At 42.1% G+C, this 17,385-nt stretch carries 20 protein-coding genes; 12 read left to right on the forward strand and 8 right to left on the reverse strand.

All coding sequences use genetic code 11. The annotated features are described in order from the left end of the window. Positions 1-63: 63 nt before the first annotated feature. Positions 64-1,536 (reverse strand): aminotransferase class I/II-fold pyridoxal phosphate-dependent enzyme, encoded by a 1,473-nt coding sequence (locus tag ERJ70_RS08250; RefSeq protein ID WP_209368529.1) that lies wholly within the window; start codon positions 1,534-1,536, stop codon positions 64-66. Positions 1,537-1,718: 182 nt separating this feature from the next. On the opposite strand from ERJ70_RS08250, the gene ERJ70_RS08255 reads away from it, so the two are divergent. Further along, complete coding sequence (locus tag ERJ70_RS08255; protein WP_209368532.1) at positions 1,719-2,696, forward strand: NAD(P)H-dependent flavin oxidoreductase; 978 nt, start codon at positions 1,719-1,721, stop codon at positions 2,694-2,696. After that, positions 2,693-2,962, forward strand: a complete 270-nt coding sequence (locus ERJ70_RS08260) for a UPF0223 family protein (RefSeq protein WP_209368534.1) — start codon at positions 2,693-2,695, stop codon at positions 2,960-2,962. Before ERJ70_RS08255 ends, ERJ70_RS08260 begins: the two co-directional genes overlap by 4 nt. Before the next feature lie 118 nt (positions 2,963-3,080). On the opposite strand, the gene ERJ70_RS08265 is transcribed toward ERJ70_RS08260, so the two are convergent. Continuing rightward, on the reverse strand, positions 3,081-3,692 hold the full coding sequence (locus ERJ70_RS08265; RefSeq protein WP_209368536.1) for a YktB family protein: 612 nt from the start codon (positions 3,690-3,692) through the stop codon (positions 3,081-3,083). A gap of 178 nt (positions 3,693-3,870) precedes the next feature. On the opposite strand from ERJ70_RS08265, the gene ERJ70_RS08270 reads away from it, so the two are divergent. Together ERJ70_RS08270 and ERJ70_RS08275 are read left to right on the forward strand one after the other, a co-directional pair. Further along, on the forward strand, positions 3,871-4,056 hold the full coding sequence (locus tag ERJ70_RS08270; RefSeq protein ID WP_209368538.1) for a YkzI domain-containing protein: 186 nt from the start codon (positions 3,871-3,873) through the stop codon (positions 4,054-4,056). Positions 4,057-4,462: 406 nt separating this feature from the next. Beyond that, positions 4,463-5,266 carry an inositol monophosphatase family protein gene (locus ERJ70_RS08275; protein ID WP_209368540.1) on the forward strand — a complete coding sequence of 268 codons (804 nt, stop codon included), beginning with the start codon at positions 4,463-4,465 and terminating at the stop codon, positions 5,264-5,266. A 93-nt stretch (positions 5,267-5,359) separates the two neighbouring features. Here the strand turns inward: ERJ70_RS08275 and ERJ70_RS20230 are convergent, their stop codons facing one another. Both ERJ70_RS20230 and ERJ70_RS08285 read right to left on the reverse strand, forming a co-directional pair. Further along, positions 5,360-5,467: a hypothetical protein gene (locus ERJ70_RS20230; RefSeq protein ID WP_209369223.1), complete on the reverse strand. Its 108-nt coding sequence runs from the start codon at positions 5,465-5,467 to the stop codon at positions 5,360-5,362. Between the two features lie 323 nt (positions 5,468-5,790). Next, positions 5,791-5,970, reverse strand: a complete 180-nt coding sequence (locus tag ERJ70_RS08285) for a DUF5325 family protein (RefSeq protein ID WP_209368542.1) — start codon at positions 5,968-5,970, stop codon at positions 5,791-5,793. 139 nt (positions 5,971-6,109) lie between these two features. Between ERJ70_RS08285 and ERJ70_RS08290 the strand changes: the two genes are divergently transcribed. Then, complete coding sequence (locus ERJ70_RS08290; RefSeq protein ID WP_245208153.1) at positions 6,110-6,460, forward strand: YlaH-like family protein; 351 nt, start codon at positions 6,110-6,112, stop codon at positions 6,458-6,460. 56 nt (positions 6,461-6,516) lie between these two features. Here ERJ70_RS08290 and ERJ70_RS08295 read toward each other — a convergent pair whose 3' ends face one another. From ERJ70_RS08295 to ERJ70_RS08305, 3 genes are all read right to left on the reverse strand, one after another. Further along, positions 6,517-6,720, reverse strand: a complete 204-nt coding sequence (locus ERJ70_RS08295) for a YlaI family protein (RefSeq protein ID WP_074597493.1) — start codon at positions 6,718-6,720, stop codon at positions 6,517-6,519. Positions 6,721-6,880: 160 nt separating this feature from the next. Continuing rightward, positions 6,881-7,486, reverse strand: a complete 606-nt coding sequence (locus ERJ70_RS08300) for a YhcN/YlaJ family sporulation lipoprotein (RefSeq protein WP_209368546.1) — start codon at positions 7,484-7,486, stop codon at positions 6,881-6,883. Between the two features lie 441 nt (positions 7,487-7,927). After that, positions 7,928-8,494, reverse strand: coding sequence for a hypothetical protein (locus ERJ70_RS08305; RefSeq protein ID WP_309507407.1), 567 nt, complete (start codon positions 8,492-8,494; stop codon positions 7,928-7,930). A 127-nt stretch (positions 8,495-8,621) separates the two neighbouring features. Between ERJ70_RS08305 and ERJ70_RS08310 the strand changes: the two genes are divergently transcribed. Then, a complete protein-coding gene (locus ERJ70_RS08310) occupies positions 8,622-8,903 on the forward strand; it encodes an Fpa/YlaN family protein (RefSeq protein ID WP_026570491.1) in 282 nt (93 codons plus the stop codon). 431 nt (positions 8,904-9,334) lie between these two features. Continuing rightward, positions 9,335-10,537, forward strand: coding sequence for a putative lipid II flippase FtsW (ftsW, locus tag ERJ70_RS08315; protein WP_209368548.1), 1,203 nt, complete (start codon positions 9,335-9,337; stop codon positions 10,535-10,537). 160 nt (positions 10,538-10,697) lie between these two features. Here ftsW and ERJ70_RS08320 read toward each other — a convergent pair whose 3' ends face one another. Further along, on the reverse strand, positions 10,698-11,594 hold the full coding sequence (locus tag ERJ70_RS08320; RefSeq protein WP_209368550.1) for a COX15/CtaA family protein: 897 nt from the start codon (positions 11,592-11,594) through the stop codon (positions 10,698-10,700). Positions 11,595-12,112: 518 nt separating this feature from the next. On the opposite strand from ERJ70_RS08320, the gene cyoE reads away from it, so the two are divergent. The 5 genes from cyoE (at position 12,113) to ctaF (ending at position 17,117) form a co-directional block, all read left to right on the forward strand. Beyond that, positions 12,113-13,048 carry a heme o synthase gene (cyoE, locus tag ERJ70_RS08325; protein ID WP_209368551.1) on the forward strand — a complete coding sequence of 312 codons (936 nt, stop codon included), beginning with the start codon at positions 12,113-12,115 and terminating at the stop codon, positions 13,046-13,048. Between the two features lie 179 nt (positions 13,049-13,227). Continuing rightward, a complete protein-coding gene (gene coxB, locus ERJ70_RS08330) occupies positions 13,228-14,286 on the forward strand; it encodes a cytochrome c oxidase subunit II (protein ID WP_209368552.1) in 1,059 nt (352 codons plus the stop codon). Positions 14,287-14,322: 36 nt separating this feature from the next. Further along, complete coding sequence (ctaD, locus tag ERJ70_RS08335; protein ID WP_209368553.1) at positions 14,323-16,182, forward strand: cytochrome c oxidase subunit I; 1,860 nt, start codon at positions 14,323-14,325, stop codon at positions 16,180-16,182. After that, positions 16,182-16,799, forward strand: coding sequence for a cytochrome (ubi)quinol oxidase subunit III (locus ERJ70_RS08340; RefSeq protein ID WP_209368554.1), 618 nt, complete (start codon positions 16,182-16,184; stop codon positions 16,797-16,799). Before ctaD ends, ERJ70_RS08340 begins: the two co-directional genes overlap by 1 nt. Positions 16,800-16,802: 3 nt before the next feature. Then, positions 16,803-17,117: a cytochrome c oxidase subunit IVB gene (gene ctaF / locus ERJ70_RS08345; RefSeq protein WP_209368555.1), complete on the forward strand. Its 315-nt coding sequence runs from the start codon at positions 16,803-16,805 to the stop codon at positions 17,115-17,117. The last annotated feature ends 268 nt before the right edge of the window (positions 17,118-17,385 follow it).

Consider the following 17,385-nt stretch of genomic DNA (forward strand, 5'->3'; position numbering starts at 1 on the left):
GATTTCGTGAATGCAAATAACCCTCACGGCCAACCAATGGCCGTGAGGGTTTGCATTTAGCGATTATCTGAAGGCTTTATGTTCTTTTATCACTCGGATAGATTGTAATGTTTCGTCCTCCAGTCCCTGAACAGGCAGACCGGTTTTTAAGTTTTCCCGGATATATTGGATGTTATCTGCAGTAATAATTTCACCAGGAATAAAAATTGGAATACCCGGCGGATAAACCATGATGGATTCAGCGCTGATCCGGCCGGATGCTTCCTGAAACGGAATAACTTCGGTATCTGCGTAAAAAGCGTCTCTTGGCGACATGGATAAGAGAGGTATTTCGGGTATCTTGACGGGTACACTTTTCTGAATGGCATAACTGCTGCGTTCCCAAGCCAGTTTATCCAATGCTTCGACAAGCGTGTCTGTTTCCTCTTCCTTATCTCCCGGAGTAATAATGCAGAGAATGTTATACATATCCGACAATTCCACTTCGATTCGATAATGCTTTCGAAGCCACAATTCTACGTCATAACCAGTGAGACCGAGGTTTTTAACAGAGATAATCAATTTGGTCGGGTCGTAATCAAATGTCGCCTCACTGCCAAGTATTTCACTGCCGACACAGTAAAGGTTCGGAATTCGGTTAATGGCATCTCTTGTTTTGTTTGCCAAATGAATGGTCTCGTCGATGAATCCTTGTCCATTTACAGCCAAATGCTTCCTGGCAGCGTCAATGGAAGCAAGAAGCAGATAAGAAGTAGATGTGGTCGTAAGCATCGATAGGATGCTCTGAACCCTTTCATGGGAGACCAAGCCTTCCCTCAAATTAAGTACCGAGCTTTGGGTAAGCGATCCCCCTAGTTTATGAACACTCGTGGCGGCCAAATCTGCACCTGCATCCATGGCAGACACAGGAAGGGCTTTGTGAAAATGGATGTGGACCCCATGCGCTTCATCAACTAAGACCGGAACTTCAAAAGTGTGTGCTATCTCGACTATTCTTTTCAAATCGGCAGCAATTCCAAAATAGGTTGGATTGATTACCAGCACCCCTTTGGCATCCGGGTTTGCGCTTAATGCCTTTTCTACTGCTTCAGGAGTAATACCATGGGAAATACCGAGTTCATTGTCCACTTCCGGATGGATGAACACCGGCGTAGCACCGGAAAAAATAATCGCGGTCGTCACCGATTTATGAATGTTTCGCGGGACGATAATTTTGTCGCCAGGTCCACAAACACTTAATACCATTGTCATAATAGCGCCGCTTGTCCCTTGGACTGAGAAAAAAGTATAGTCAGCAGAAAAAGCTTCGGCAGCAAGGTCTTGGGCTTGCTTGATCATACCTTGCGGGTGATGGAGATCGTCAAGGGGTTCAATGTTAATCAAATCAATTCCGAGAGCGTTATCCCCAATAAATGCCCGGAAATCGGGATTCATTCCTGCGCCTTTTTTATGACCGGGGATATGGAATTGAATTGGTTTTCTGTTCATATGATTCACCAATCCAGTAAATAACGGAGTTTGTTCCTGTGATGTCATTATTCAAAATACACCTCTTTATAGCACTTTAATAAGTAGTTATCATTTGTTTTAATCTAACGTTCCACTCACTCCAGAGATTGCGCAGTGTATGAGAAATTATAGCAAAACAGAAGAAGAATCGCTACTTTTAGAAAAAGAATATACGACATGATAGGATAAAGAGAAAGAGGGGGGATAGAATGAAATGGAATACCCAGATAACGGAGTTACTAGGAATAGATTATCCGATAATTCAGGGAGGTCTTGCATATTTGGCCTATGCGGACCTAGCCGTCGCTGTATCCGAGGCAGGTGGACTAGGACAAATAACGGCAATGAGCCTTACAACTGAAAAACAATTGCAGCAGGAAATAGTAAAAGTGAAGGAAAAGACAGACAAACCATTTGGCGTCAATTTTTCCATTGGTCAGCAGCGCCGTCCGTTTCAAGGGATGGTACAAGCAGCAATCGATGCACAAGTTCCTGTTATAACGGTAACCGGAGGGAACCCCGAACAAGTGCTAACGATGACGAAGGGCACAGGGATTAAAACATTGGTGCTTGTAGCCGCCAAACGGCAAGCACAAAAAGCAGAGCAGTTAGGAGCAGATGCTGTTATTGTGGTAGGACAGGAAGGTGGAGGACATCTAGGGAGGCAAGACACAGGTACATTTGTTTTGACTCCGCAAGTGGTAGAGGCCGTATCCATTCCAGTGATTGCTTCTGGCGGTATCGGAGACGGAAAAGGGATGATGGCTGCTATGGCTTTAGGTGCTGAAGCAGTGGAAATGGGGACAAGGTTCATCGCCACCAAGGAATGTATCCATGCTCATCCAGCGTATAAACAAGCCCTTTTAGAGGCAGGAGAGCACGATACTTTGGTTATTAAGCGTTCGCTTGGCGCTCCCGCTAGAGCACTGCGCAATAAATGGACAGAAAAGATCGTAGAATTGGAGCAAGATAATCCCGGGTATGAAGTTTTACAGCCTTATATAAGTGGGGAAGCGAATAAACGGTTTATTTACGAAGGAGAGGGTTCAAACGGATTTGGATGGGGAGGCCAAATTTCGGCAAGAATAAGCGATATTCCCAGCGTGAAACACTTAATCAAAAGAACGATGGGTGAGGCGGCCGACATCCGAAGGACTTGGAGTGTAGGAAAGGAGGAAAGTCTGTGAACTATAGTTATCCAATTGAAGAGACATGGACAAAGCAGGAAATCATCGATGTGGTCAATTTTTATTCCTTGGTGGAGCAGGCTTATGAGAGCGGTGTGAAGCGTGATGATTTGATGCTGGCATATACTCGGTTTAAACAAATTGTTCCTTCGAAAAGTGAAGAAAAACAGCTTTGTGGTAAATTCGAAAAAGAATCTGGTTACTCTTGCTATCGGACAATAAAAAAAGCAAATGAAGCCGGTACTGGGGGAAAGATAAAAATGTAATTACATAAACGGAGAAAAACAAAAATCACTTGGAATAGACCAAGTGATTTTATTTGTTTTCAACACTCCAAAGGTAACTACTACTTTCGTAAAACGGCTTTGCTCTCTGTATTCTGGATTATGAAATAGCAAGCTTGTAAAAAGGTAAGAGGGTTTCGCAGGTTTGTTTCACTTCATCCATGAATTTATTGCCATTTTTAGCAGTAGGACTGTCCGGATTAATATGTTTCCCTACTAGAAATTCTGCTTTTTTCACATCTCTGAACCTGATGAGATTTTCTTCGCTTAAATCGGAAATCGGCATTGCCTCCTTCTTGGTATGGTCAAGAGAGACTACAAAATCATCCGGGAGCTGTTTCAAAGCATCGTAATTGTCCAGGAATGTTTTTGCTATTGTTTGTTTTTCTGGAAGCTCATAAATCAATGCCAACCATATAAACACATGATCATCAAACAACCCAACTTGAAAATGTGGGTGCTTCTTGTACCCTCTTTTGTTAGCAGCTACCGCCAGCCAAGTATCTGCTGGTGGATTAACAGACCTTCGGGCATGCTGCGCTATATGTAAGAACATTTCGTTCCCTAGTTGTGCGGCGAGGTGCTCTGTCAATTCACTTCCGATAAGTTGAAACTTAGGCTGGATGCGTTCTCTTATTGCTTCCATTCTGGCATCCAAGCCATCGATATCAAAAGTAGCAAAATCTTCTTTCGTAAAACCGTTAAATTCCATGTTACGCTCTTCCCTCCATTATATTGCTAAATTTATTTTACCATAGTAATCAGGCAGAACAAACGGAACAGCCTGTGTTTAAAGGGATGGTCAGAGGGGTAATAAAAAATTAACAAAACGTAAAAGATAAATAGCAGGATAAAAAACGACCATAAATAATCAAAGGGAAGGGGATAAAATGAAATACGTAATGGAAGCAATTAAAAAGCGAGAGGCTGAAGAAAAGCTCCCGGTAATAAAATTGGAAATCGATTATGAACTAATTACCTTGTATGATGCAATGAAAGATAACGACCAGGAAGCAATGGATATTTCCAAACAACGATTGAATGAATTACGCCGGGAAATGCTGGCACTGTCTTAAAAGGAATGAGCTCATGCTCGTTCTTTTTTATAGCATTTTTTAAAAGAGTGTTGCTTTTTGGTCGTGGGGGACCCCTTCGGTGAATTTACTTTTTGTTTACAAGCAGGAAATCTGCTTGGTATTCCTCTAATTTACCGCTAGAAACGGATATACGCTTCAACCATCTGGAACAGATAATGATGAGTCGTGATTCTCTTTATTCTCTTTATTAAAAATGGGAAGCTGTGCTCACTTGAAAGGGAAGCGCAGAAGTGGATTCAAGTTACGCTTGTTTGATGGCCGAGAAAGACAAGAGGGATTGCTCTGGAAATCTGGTGTGTTTTTCTTTAGAATGAAGAAAGAATATAATGGGTGGCTTCCTAACCTTTATAAGTGGTAGGCAAATATGAAAAAAGGTGTGTTAGGTATGAAACGAGAAGAAAGACAACAGCTATTTGATACGGCGAAACAGTGGGTTCTTGAGGCAGGAGAAAATATACGGACAGCGATAGATGAACCATTAAGGATAGATACGAAATCCAATGCAAATGATTTAGTAACACATATGGACCAACAGACGGAGAAGTTTTTTACGGAAAAAATCAGAAGGGAATTCCCTGACCATTCTATACTTAGCGAAGAAGGGTACGGAGATAATTTAGATAGTGATAAAGGGGTCATCTGGATAATCGATCCTATTGACGGAACGATGAATTTCGTCCACCAAAAACGAAACTTTGCCATTTCCATTGGAATTTACCAAGACGGGGTTGGGGAAATCGGATTGATTTACAATGTGATGGATGATGTACTTTATGCTGCCCGGCGAGGCGAAGGAGCATACCGGAATGAAAAAAAACTTCCACAGTTAAAGCAGGAGCTTCCATTAGAAGAAGCGATTTTAATTCTAAATAATTTTTGGACATGTCCGAATCATAAGATAGAAGAAACCAAAATGCAGTCTCTCGTTAGAAAAGTCAGAGGAACGAGATCGTATGGTTCCGCTGCATTAGAACTCGCCTATGTGGCCGAAGGGATAGCTGACTGCTACTTGACCATGAAGCTAGCACCGTGGGATATTGCCGGTGGAATGGTCTTAGTCAATGAAGTTGGCGGCTTGACAACGAAAGCTGATGGCAGTCCGATCAACATACTGGAACAAAACACCCTCTTATCCTGCAATGGCGATATCCAGGAGGAATTAGTAGGAGAATATATCGAGTTGAAATGAAACAATGGGCTGCTCCTAAGTGAATAAACTTAAGAGCAGCCCGTTTTTTTTTCGCAGGAGTCTTGCTCAATTCCTCTGCTCCGTTATTTCGCTTTATAGAGCCTTTATAACCGCTTGTTGCCAAAAGACTTTTTGCTTTAAACGTTCAAAGTTTCTGGTTCCAAAGGAATCTCGTTTTATAATTTTTATCGTATTGTTTATCCCCTCGACATCCTACTGTTTCCACCACATGAAGGTTTTTCTTACACGGCGAAATGCCTCTATGTTTGAAGCACGCATCCATTCCAGACATTCCTCCAGTCCTTTTCCGGTCTTGTTTATCTTTAATCTCCACTAATTCTATGATAAAGTGACTTTGCACACTGTACGAACCCGCATCACGACAGGGGAGACCACCACATTCAGTATAGATCCCTTTAAAGCGTTCCTATAAGCATAAAAAATCATCAGCAATTATCCTATGCTGATGATTCCTCTTTATCCCGTCCTATCGGGATATCCCTTTATGCGTATGATTACCTGAGTCAGGAAAACGACTGCCTTCTCCGTTTTCTCGCCAGTCCGAATCCCATCAACAGAAAGCCTGCCAGAATAAACAAAACCATCCACAAATAGTTTCGGAACCCAATTGCAACCCCTGCTGCTACGAAACTTGCTATAACTAAAACAGCCAACAGCAGCATCGGTAACTGAATCTTTTTCATGACTCTCACCCCTAATCTTCTACCATTAAGTATAACGGAATTTCCTGTAAATGAAAATGATCTTTTCTTATGCTAGCACAGCAGATGATGTTCTAGTATGATAGATGGGGGAATGATTCGGAAAGAAGGAGTGAAAAAGGTGGAGGAAACAAATGAAGCAATCGATATAGGCAACAATTTGCCCATTGTCGACTTCCTGTTTAATACGGCGGCAAATGGCGACCTCCTGATTGGTTTTCTTTTGTTGTATTTGACGATTGGTATCCTGCTGGCAATTTGTTATAAATTGGGTTTTGCAAGAAAATTACCGCTGCTTAAATCTTTGATTGTCTATATCTTTTTATTTATCGGAGCTTTTATCATTGCAATGCTTGGTCTTAAACTTCCAATGGCAGAGTGTCTGGTCATTATAGCTCTGGTGCTTGGGATTTATCGTTTCCGGCTGGCTCAAGACCGAAAACGACGGAATAACCAAATTGAAAATAATTAAAAAAGAAGGGACGTACCTGCTGCCATTTGAGCGTACGTTCCTTCTTCTTTTTTGTATCATATCAGGCTGTTCTTTTTTTTCTTTTCTTTGTATAACTTAAAATTTCCCGTGGCATGTCGCTTATTCGTGTTCTTTTCCACTCTGTCGTAGCAAGTTTTACAAATATACATATGAATTCGGCGGTTGCGTAACCTTTTTGCCTGCAAACAGTTGCTGTCTATATTTTCAATAATGTCACATAAGACACATTTTACTTTCATATTATTATCACCTCGCGGTAATTATTTCTACCATTGTAACATAGGCGAGGGACATACATCTAATCCTTTTTGCGAATAAACTGGCTAAACAGAAAAGGGCAGGCGAGTAAAACGAGGTTCATCCTCCCTCCTTAGATGATAAACCTCGATTTGATGCTCGTTACTGATTTTTTTGTTGATTGGACTGATCATTCTCGATATCATCTAATTCCTGCTGCTCATTTTCTGGTATTACTTCTTTATTTTGATCAGGTTCTTCAGGCTGATCATCATTGATGGGGATTTCCGGCATATATCTACCGACTACTGCGGAGAGTTCATCGACAAAACCTTGGACAGGATGGCCCTGTTGAATTTTGTCAGCCATGTGCCTGATTCGTTCCATTCCATCAGCATCTGCTATGACAATTGCTGTTTTCCCGTATGGATCATGATGGAGCGCTTCCGCCACGGAGTATTTAATGGTACTAACACGCGAACGATCTAAATCCTTGTCTACATCTATTCCGACTACTGCATAGGGGCCAGCTACTACTGAGGAAGCATCATTTACGTTTGGTACATCAGCAGCCAAGCTTGCCAAGTGATCGGCTATTTCTTGATTCGTGTAATTTTTTTGCTGTCCGTCTCCGGGGTCAGAGTTTTCCACTTGAATGGTCGGATCCTGGTTCTGTTGATCAGGCAAGCTTTCCTCCTGTTGACAGCCCATCAATACCAGTCCCAGCGACAAAACACTTGCACATAGGAAAATAAACCGGGTAAACATAAGGGCACTCCTCCTTTTACTCCTATCATTTCAATTCCTGCTCAGTTTATGCATGGAAAGGAGGGAAAGCAGTGCGATATGGATCAACATAAACATCAACTGTTTTCTGAAAAATCGAGGGTTATCATTATGGATCCCTTTGACTAACTTATTTTATACAAATTTTCTTGCCGGAAGTGAGATCAAAGTTCAAGAGGCAATGCTGAAGTACTCTGGTTGAAGACAGGAAAGTCAGTAAGGAAGAATACAAGTGGATATCCCGTGAGGAAGGATTAGGTGAGACTTTTCAGAACAAGATCCCGATAAGGCTCACCCGCCGTCCGCGGAAGGAGTGCTATCAGCTGAGCACTCGTCCTAGTAATGGAGGTTCTTGCGTGGCAAATCTTACTCCATTGAGCGCTATAAAAAGCAGGCATGCAACGAAAGCATTTGGTTCACTCTTCATTCAATAATTATTTTGGTTACTCCTTTGATTGGTTCATCACGATTAGAACCGTCAGCAAAGTAAACATGAACCGGACCGTTCTCTTTAACTGGTTTTCCGTTTTCGGCAAATAAAAATAATGAATCTTTTAAAAGCGGTAAAGAAATAATTTTTTCCTCGTTGTTTAAGACAAGTCTTGCCTGGCTTGCACCTGCTTCTATTTCTGCCGTTTTGAGAAAGTCTTTAATGGGCATGAGGTATGTTCCCTTCAAAATTTGTTCTTTCTCGAATCGGTTGATGCTTCTATTTACTGGCGGTTTGCTGCTTTGCTGGGTGACTTCGCGCTCCCAGCGAGTTGAAGCCCGCTTCAGTGCTTCTTCTGAATCCTCTTCAGGTAAGTCCGTCGAATCGGTAAAGGCATTTTCCATTTCTATTTTTCGATCGTCAAAAATCCACACAGTCGGATCCAATGTGATTTGATAATTTACTTTTCCCGTAAGCTGGACAATCATCTGTACCAGTCCCTTTCTATCTCTATTATAGTATTCGTTTACAAGAATAGCAGACTTGGTGTTGAATTTCATCTATTGCGGGGGGGTATCCCTAGTTAAATTAATTCCGAAAGAGAAGATATTTCTGTTCTTACCTTGCATTTTTTTCGGACAACAGCTAATATAAATAGAAGAGAGTCTGTTAAACGGAGGGGATTTTGTGATACCTGAAGTGGCTGTTAGCAATCGTGATAAAGCCTATGCCCTTCTAGAGGCTGATGCAAATAAAATATTGAAATTGATTAAAGTACAAATGGATAACCTGACGATGCCTCAGTGTCCTTTATATGAAGAGGTTTTAGATACGCAAATGTTTGGTTTGTCGCGTGAAATTGATTTTGCAGTCCGGTTGAACCTGGTCAGCGAGGAAGACGGCAAAGCATTGCTGGAAAATCTCGAAAGACAATTGAACGTGTTGCATGAAGCAGCTCAAAAATCGTAGAGAAGGACAGGCGAATTCTGTCGTATAAGAGGAAAACCTTTGCCAAAATCCGGCGGGGTTTTTTTGTTACTGTATAGGAAATTATAAATTTAATTGTCTGTGGATAATTATTGGCTGAACCAGCCACGTCCAGCTCCAGCGCCTACCCCCTCGAGGTCTTAAGCCCACCCTCTATGTGGCAAAAAGCGCCACGCCGAGGCTGTTCTTAAGCTTGTCGGAGGCCCAAACGATGTGGGTCATGCAGGCGTTGCCACAGGACGTGGCGGCTCTAGCCTGTACTCCTTTAAAGAGGCGCTTGCGCTTTTGTCCCTTGTACCAAACTATGCAGCTGTACCTATATATAATCATTGTTCCCTATGGTATATTTTATATAACTGTGAAATTTGGATTAAAGGGAATTGATTATCAATACATAGTTAGGAGTCATCACATTGAAACAGAAATGGAAAGATTTAGATTTCACGCTTTTTATAACCCCGTTGCTATTGACTGCATTCGGTATTGTGATGATTTACAGTGCCAGTATGGTAATTGCAGTTATAAAAAATGACGTACCAAGCAATTATTTCATGGTTCGGCAGCTGATTTGGTTTGGACTTGGCTTCGTTTTTTATCTGTTTTGCAGCATGTTTGCATACCGCCATTACCAAAAGCTTATCAAGCCGATGATTATGGTGATTTTTCTACTGTTGGTGGCTGTTCTTTTTTTTGGAGAGGAAGTAAACAATGCTAAGTCATGGCTGGTTTTGGGGCCGTTGAGACTGCAGCCAGCTGAATTGGCGAAGCTTGGACTGATCATTTACCTGGCATCTGCTTATTCCAAAAAACAGCAATATATAGATGATTTTTTCAAAGCGGTACTGCCGCCTTTAGTCATGACAGGAATGATATTGGCGTTGATTATCAAACAGCCTGACATTGGTACTGCAGCAATTATTTTGATGATAGCTGCCACGGTTATATTCAGCTCAGGTATAAAATTCCGTCATCTTTTCCTTTTGGGTGGCGCTGTTATCGTCATAATCGGATTGGCAGCAACCAAAATGGTTACTCCTGAACGAATTTCCCGATTTACTGGCGCCTATCAGCCGTTTGACGATCCTGACTTGAACGGCTTCCATCTCATTCAGTCCTATTTGGCCATTGGTACAGGTGGGTTAACGGGACAAGGGCTTGGACAAGGCATCCAAAAGCTCGGGTACCTTCCTGAACCCCACACGGATTTTATCATGGCTGTCATTGCAGAAGAGCTAGGGTTCCTCGGCGTGATCGTTGTTCTTGGAATGCTTGCGGCGATTGTACTTCGTGGGTTATACATCGCGAATCAATGCAGAGACAGTTTTGGCTCTCTATTGGCAATCGGTATTTCTTCCATGATCGGTATTCAGGCATTTATTAATCTTGGCGCTATAAGTGGACTTTTACCGATAACTGGAGTGACACTGCCATTTGTCAGTTACGGAGGTTCCTCCTTGCTGATCCTATTGATCTCCGCAGGAATTCTCAACAACATCGCAAAATCTGTTCGTGCAAATGAACAACGGATAACAAAAGAAACGATACCAGATGATAAAGAATACGACAAAAACAGAAGAACAGTAAGACAGCGGAGGTCCTGGTCGCAATCGCAGTAATCATAAACATGCTGAAAGAATATACGACTAAAAGAAAAAGAGGCCGGGACAAAAGTAGCGTGATCAAAGCAAAAACCGAACGATCCACCAATTCGTTCGGTTTTTGCTTTGGTGCTATGCTTTTGTCCCGGCCTCTTTGTTCGTGTTAGCCATATGCAGTTCAATTTTCGTGTTTGGCGCTCCGGGAAGAAAGCAAGATAAAATAGCTGAGAACGCCAAAGTAAATAGAAATGATCAAAGCGTGAAATAATGCAGCAGTCAAATCGACCATGCTGAAAATCACGATTGCACCCAATGCAACCTGGGTGATCATCAAAAGAGATGCCGCAGTCCATCCCCAGAGCATGACGCGATTATGTTGATAACGGCGGTAAATCTTAACCATTAAGTATAATGTCCAAACAAATGCCAAACCTGCGGCCAACCTGTGACCCATTTGAATCCATTGTGTAAAGTGAAATTCGAGGGCAAAAGGTGCTCGGTTATCACAAAATGGCCAACTCCGGCATGCCAGGCTTGCATGAGCGTGACGCACCAGTGCGCCCGTATAGACAACCAACAATATATAAATGAATAAGCCGTAAAAGTGGCGGCGAATTCCTTTTTCGATGATCAGGGAACGCGCGTCGAACTTCTGATCAATTTCGAAAATCAGCAAGGTAAGTAAAAACACTGCCGCAAATGAAATCAGCGAGATGCCGAAATGCATGGCAAGAACGAAATCGGACTGGGACCACAATACAGCAGCAGCGCCGATCAAGCCTTGCAGTACTAAAAAGAAAATGGAAACAAAAGATAGAAATTTCACTTCTCTGATATGGCCGACAAATTTCCAGGATAAAACCGATAACAGCAGTACAATGATTCCGGCGGCTCCCGAGACAAGACGATGGCTTAATTCAATGATCAATTCTGCTGAAAGCTCGCCTTCGCAAATAGGCCAGTTTGCTCCACAGCCCATGCCGGAACCGGTTTTGGTTACCAGGGCACCACCGAGCAGAACAAGCATCATGGTAATTGTGGCTATGATAGATAAACTTTTAAGGAACTTAACCAAGGTTCCACCTCACAATCTTAGTGGAAGAGTTTTTTAGGCTGAAATCAGCTGATCAGATAACACGTCCAAACATACAAAGGTTATACTACCATGTTTGACGGCTATTTTCACTATAAAAAAATCAAAAAAAGCCTTGCATTGTTGATATTTGTTTGCTAGAAATAAATATGAGGATTTGATCGTCTTATTAATCGACGCCGTAAGAGTTGATTCGACCGCAGTTTCGGCACTTCCATATTGATTAAAGGCTTCTGGCCTTTAATTTTATTTTTGCCCTGTCGTTCACAAAATTGTCATCTTTATTTTTGGCGTAAAGCCGGTCTTACGGCGTTTAGTTAAATAGATGGAATAGCAAATCCGTGATACAATATGGATATAACCTGCGTAGTTGTTAAAAATAGGTTATACTAACAACATTGACGATCAACCATCTATTTTAAAGAGATGAAAGCTGACGAAAGCTTTTCATCACACGCGTTTGATTGTAAAGGGAGCTGGAAGGAGGGTTGTAGGCTAGAATGAATAAAGTAGAAGCAACTTCTTCTCATGTAATAGGGAAGACAGACAGCGAAGATAAGTCTGCTCTCTGGGCGGATATAATGGCTCTCATTAAAGTAGGTATCATAAATTCCAATTTGATCACTGCTTTCGCCGGATTCTGGCTGGCGCTGTATTTTACTGGGGGTATTCTGTCGGATTATTGGGGTAAGTTGATATTGATGGTGGCTGGTACGGCTTTGTTGATTGCCGGTGGCTGCATATTAAATAATTATTACGACCGGGATATCGATCCAATCATGAAGCGGACGAAAAATCGTCCCACTGTTACCGGGAGCATACCTCTAAAAGTAATTCTTGCAATGGGGATTTTAACTTCATTGGCAGGGGTTGTGCTCTTGTCGTTCACGACTATGGAAGCTGCCTTGATAGGAGCTTTTGGATGGTTTGCCTATGTTGTTCTTTATACAATGTGGACAAAAAGAAGGTACACAATTAACACCGCTGTCGGCAGTTTGTCAGGTGCGGTACCACCAGTAATCGGGTGGGCAGCAGTTGATCCAAGCCCGCATGCTGCGGCTTTTATTTTGTTTTTGATCATGTTTCTATGGCAGACGCCGCATTTTTTGGCGCTGGCCATTAAAAAATGTAAAGAATATAAAGCGGCGGGCATACCGATGCTTCCAGCCGTTCATGGATTTGCCATTACAAGAAGACAAATGGTTATCTACGTGGCTTGTTTATTGCCACTGCCGTTTTACTTATTTTCATTGGGGAAGATATTTCTGATCATTGCCGGACTGTTGAATGCAGGCTGGCTGATTATGGGCATAAGCGGCTTTTTTATGAAGAATAGCAGGAAGTGGGCAAACCTTATGTTTGTTTATTCTTTGAATTATTTGATGATACTATTTGTAACTATGGTATTAGTAACACTTCCGGGTGTTGTTAATTAATTTAGAATACGTTTGAAAAGTTCACTAATTGGCAGGTTGATTCGGCTTGTTCGTACCTTGGCTTCAATTGTGTTACGGTGGATTTAACAAGCCGTCCTGCTTACATACTAACGAACTTACACCTGTGTATTCTAATTATTTAAATAAAAGGACACAAGAGAAAGAGAGGTATCATTCGAATGAAAGGTTGGATGGGAAAGTTCCGGGCACTCGGTATATTCGGTTTCTTGATGCTTGTACTATCAGGCTGTGGAAAAGAAAATCTAAGTGCCTTAACACCTAAAGGTTATGGATCCAAAGCTGCCTTGAACCTTATCAATATTTCTTTAGGCGTCATGATTTTTGTGTTTGTCGTCGTAATGGTGATTTATGCGATTGTCATTGTTCGTTTCAGAAAGAAAAAAGGGCGAGAGGATTACATTCCACCACAAACAGAGGGGAACAAAGCGTTGGAAGTGATTTGGACCGTTATCCCTATTATATTACTTGTCATCATTGCGATTCCTACTGTCGCTATTACGTTTGATCTGGCAGACGAAAGCGCTGCAGATGAATCACTGAACGTAAACGTAACTGGTAACCAGTTCTGGTGGCATTTTAATTATGAAGGGGAAGAAATTCAAACAAGCCAGGACTTATATATCCCTACTGGTGAAAAAGTGTATTTGAATATGAAAACCAGTGATGTACTTCACTCATTCTGGGTGCCGGCACTCTCCGGTAAAATGGATTTGCATCCAGAAAACGAAAACACCATGTATATTCAAGCTGATGAAGAAGGAGTTTACGATGGAAAATGTGCTGAGTTTTGTGGTACATCTCATTCATTGATGGACTTCAAAGTAATCGCTGTAAGTCCTGAAGAATTCGACCAATGGGTGGAAGATATGCAAAATGTGGATCCGGAAGCACAACCGGAAACAGCTGACGCTCAAGAAGGTCAACAATTATTCCAGGATAACAGCTGTATCGGCTGTCATGCGATTGGCGCATCTCCAGCTGCCACTGGTCCGAATTTGACAAATTTCGGTGACCGAACCACTTTGGCAGGTGTGAAAGAACATACCAAAGATAACATCGTTGATTGGATCATGGACCCAGAAAGTATGAAACCGGGAAACAAAATGGCAGATGCCAATTATGATGTCACGCAGGAAGAAGCGGAAAAAATCGCTGACTATTTACTACAATTACAACCATCGGATATTACTCCTGAAAGTGCAGAGACAAACGAGTAAAAAAGGGATGGAAGAGGTTAAGGGAGGTTTAAAAGCTTGAGTACAGCAGTTGCGCAAAAAAAAGGCTTCGGCGCATTTATCTGGGATTACTTAACCACTGTCGACCATAAAAAGATTGCCCATTTATATTTAGTGGCTGGTGGATTGTTTTTCCTGGTAGGTGGACTAGAAGCACTATTGATCCGTATTCAGCTAATAAAACCAGATAATGATTTTGTTAGCGCTGGTTTTTATAATGAGTTATTGACAATGCACGGAACGACCATGATTTTTCTGGCTGCAATGCCATTAATATTTGCTATCCTGAATGCTGTTGTTCCATTACAAATAGGGGCCAGGGATGTAGCATTCCCGTTTTTGAATTCATTGGGTTTCTGGCTATTCCTGTTTGGCGGCCTTATACTTAATTGCGGCTGGTTCCTCGGAGGAGCTCCCGACGCAGGATGGACTGCCTATGCACCGCTGTCAGCTGTATCGCCGGGCCATGGTGTTGATTTTTATGTGCTGGGTCTGCAAATATCCGGTGCAGGTACATTGATTGGGGGCATTAACTTCCTTGTCACCATCATCAATATGCGCGCGCCAGGAATGACTTACATGCGGATGCCGCTATTCACTTGGACAGCACTTGTAACAAGCACATTGATTCTCTTTGCATTTCCGGCATTGACAGTCGGCTTGTTTTTGTTAATGTTCGATCGTTTGTTCGGAGCTGGTTTCTTCAATGCTTCGATGGGCGGTAACTCGGTTATTTGGGAGCACTTATTCTGGATATTCGGACATCCGGAAGTCTACATTCTGATTCTTCCTGCATTCGGCGTATTTAGTGACGTACTATCAACGTTCTCGAAAAAACGATTGTTCGGTTATACAGCAATGGTGTTTGCGACCACACTGATCGGTTTTCTAGGATTCATGGTTTGGGCGCATCATATGTTTGCAACCGGTCTGGGACCTGCTGCCAACTCTATTTTTGCGATTGCAACAATGGCAATTGCGGTTCCAACAGGTATCAAAATCTTTAACTGGTTGTTCACCTTATGGGGTGGAACTATAACCATCAATTCTGCCATGTTATGGGCGTTAGGGTTTATTCCTTCGTTTACGATTGGTGGTACGACTGGTGTCATGTTAGCGGCTGCAGCAGCAGACTATCAATACCATGATACGTACTTTGTTGTTGCCCACTTCCACTATGTCATTGTCGGCGGGGTAGTGTTTGGCCTGTTTGCCGCCATGCATTACTGGTGGCCGAAAATGTTTGGTAAAGTTCTTAATGAAACATTGGGACAAATTACATTCTGGACATTCTTTGCCGGTTTCCATTTAACGTTCTTTATACAGCACTTCCTCGGATTGATGGGAATGCCTCGTCGTTACTGGACATATTTGCCGGGACAGGATTTAGATACAGGAAACCTGGTGAGCAGTATCGGTGCGTTTTTAATGGCAATCGGTGCTATCGTGTTTGTCATCAATGTCATTTATACATCCGTTAAAGCACCAAAAGTAAGCGGGGATCCATGGGACGGACGAACGCTGGAATGGTCGATTCCATCTCCACCGCCTCATTACAACTTTAAACAAACCCCATTGGTGCGTGGACTTGATCCTTTATGGATTGAAAAAATGGAAGGACGGAAAGGCATCACTCCAGCAGAACCGCTGGATGACATTCATATGCCGAATCCATCCATTCTGCCATTTATCATGTCGCTAGGTCTGTTCATCGCAGGATTCGGTTTTATTTATCAGGTCGACAATTTGTCATACCTATGGTTAGTGATTCTTGGCATGGGTATTACACTTGGATGCATGTTGATCAGATCGGTGAAAGACGACCTTGGACACCATATCCATAAAGAAGATTTAGAAGAAGAGGGGGCTGAACAATAATGAGTGATCAAACATTGAATCCGGAAACAATGCCGGAACAGCCCGAAAGAGCTACATTAGAAGGAAAGAACAAATTTTTAGGGTTCTGGTTCTTCCTAGGTGGAGAAACCGTGTTGTTTGCAAGTCTGTTTGGTACTTACCTTGCATTGAGAAATTCGACGAATGATGGACCAGGATCAGAAGAATTATTTGGTCTGGAATTAGTATTTATTATGACCATGTTGCTATTAACCAGTTCACTTACCAGTGTTTATGCGATGTACCATATGAAAAACAACAGTTTCGGCAAAATGCAGCTGTGGCTTGGAGTCACTGTTCTTCTGGGACTTGGTTTTCTGGGCTGTGAGCTTTTCGAGTTTTATCATTACATCCATGGCGAAGGGTTTACACTCCGTTCCTCTGCATTCGGTTCGGCGTTCTATACACTTGTCGGATTCCACGGGGGACACGTGACATTCGGTTTACTGTGGATCATTGCCTTGATGGTACGGAACGCGAAACGCGGATTGAACTTGTACAATGCACCTAAATTTTATATTGCCAGCTTGTATTGGCACTTTATCGATGTTGTATGGGTATTTATCTTCACAGTTGTTTATCTGATGGGGGTGATCTAAGCCATGGCCGAGAACACCAATATTCATGAAAATTATAAACGCAAAAAAAACAAGGAAGAAATGAAACAACAGGTTATCACCTTTGCATTGATGATCGTATTTACGCTCATCGCATTCGGAATGGTGAAGGCAGATCTAAGCAAGTTGTTTGTGATACCGATTTTACTGGTACTGGCTGCAGTTCAAGTTGGATTCCAACTATATTATTTCATGCATATGAGCCACAAGGGACATGAAATGCCAGCTCTGATGATATATTCTGGAGCATTTGTTGCATTTATGACTGTCTTGACTCTATCTGTCTTGATTTGGTGGTAAAACATAAAGGGCCCGGGGAACTATTCCCGGGCCCTTTTTTAATGGTTAAAAAAACCTCACATCATGGTAAGATAAATTATATCTAGTGGGAACTTATCGCTGAAATAAACCTAGGTGTTTGATTGGGAGTTGTTCTATTGATTTCAAAAAAACAGGGAAACGCGATATAATGTAGGAGTGTACGGGATGTCAATCTGTTTTTAAATTGTCACAATACACGCTCAACAAGGTTTCGGGATGCGTTATAATGGAAGAAGCAATTTTTTAG

Source organism: Sediminibacillus dalangtanensis (genome assembly GCF_017792025.1).
GTDB classification, from domain to species: Bacteria; Bacillota; Bacilli; order Bacillales; family Amphibacillaceae; genus Sediminibacillus; species Sediminibacillus dalangtanensis.

Excerpts from the sequence above, each read along its gene's own strand:
- ERJ70_RS08250 (WP_209368529.1), bottom strand. The coding sequence starts at position 1,536 with ATGACATCACAGGAACAAACTCCGTTATTTACTGGATTGGTGAATCAT.
- ERJ70_RS08255 (WP_209368532.1), top strand. The coding sequence starts at position 1,719 with ATGAAATGGAATACCCAGATAACGGAGTTACTAGGAATAGATTATCCG.
- ERJ70_RS08265 (WP_209368536.1), bottom strand. The coding sequence starts at position 3,692 with ATGGAATTTAACGGTTTTACGAAAGAAGATTTTGCTACTTTTGATATC.
- ERJ70_RS08270 (WP_209368538.1), top strand. The coding sequence starts at position 3,871 with ATGAAATACGTAATGGAAGCAATTAAAAAGCGAGAGGCTGAAGAAAAG.
- ERJ70_RS08275 (WP_209368540.1), top strand. The coding sequence starts at position 4,463 with ATGAAACGAGAAGAAAGACAACAGCTATTTGATACGGCGAAACAGTGG.
- ERJ70_RS08285 (WP_209368542.1), bottom strand. The coding sequence starts at position 5,970 with ATGAAAAAGATTCAGTTACCGATGCTGCTGTTGGCTGTTTTAGTTATA.
- ERJ70_RS08295 (WP_074597493.1), bottom strand. The coding sequence starts at position 6,720 with ATGAAAGTAAAATGTGTCTTATGTGACATTATTGAAAATATAGACAGC.
- ERJ70_RS08300 (WP_209368546.1), bottom strand. The coding sequence starts at position 7,486 with ATGTTTACCCGGTTTATTTTCCTATGTGCAAGTGTTTTGTCGCTGGGA.
- ERJ70_RS08305 (WP_309507407.1), bottom strand. The coding sequence starts at position 8,494 with ATGAAATTCAACACCAAGTCTGCTATTCTTGTAAACGAATACTATAAT.
- cyoE (WP_209368551.1), top strand. The coding sequence starts at position 12,113 with ATGAATAAAGTAGAAGCAACTTCTTCTCATGTAATAGGGAAGACAGAC.
- coxB (WP_209368552.1), top strand. The coding sequence starts at position 13,228 with ATGAAAGGTTGGATGGGAAAGTTCCGGGCACTCGGTATATTCGGTTTC.
- ERJ70_RS08340 (WP_209368554.1), top strand. The coding sequence starts at position 16,182 with ATGAGTGATCAAACATTGAATCCGGAAACAATGCCGGAACAGCCCGAA.
- ctaF (WP_209368555.1), top strand. The coding sequence starts at position 16,803 with ATGGCCGAGAACACCAATATTCATGAAAATTATAAACGCAAAAAAAAC.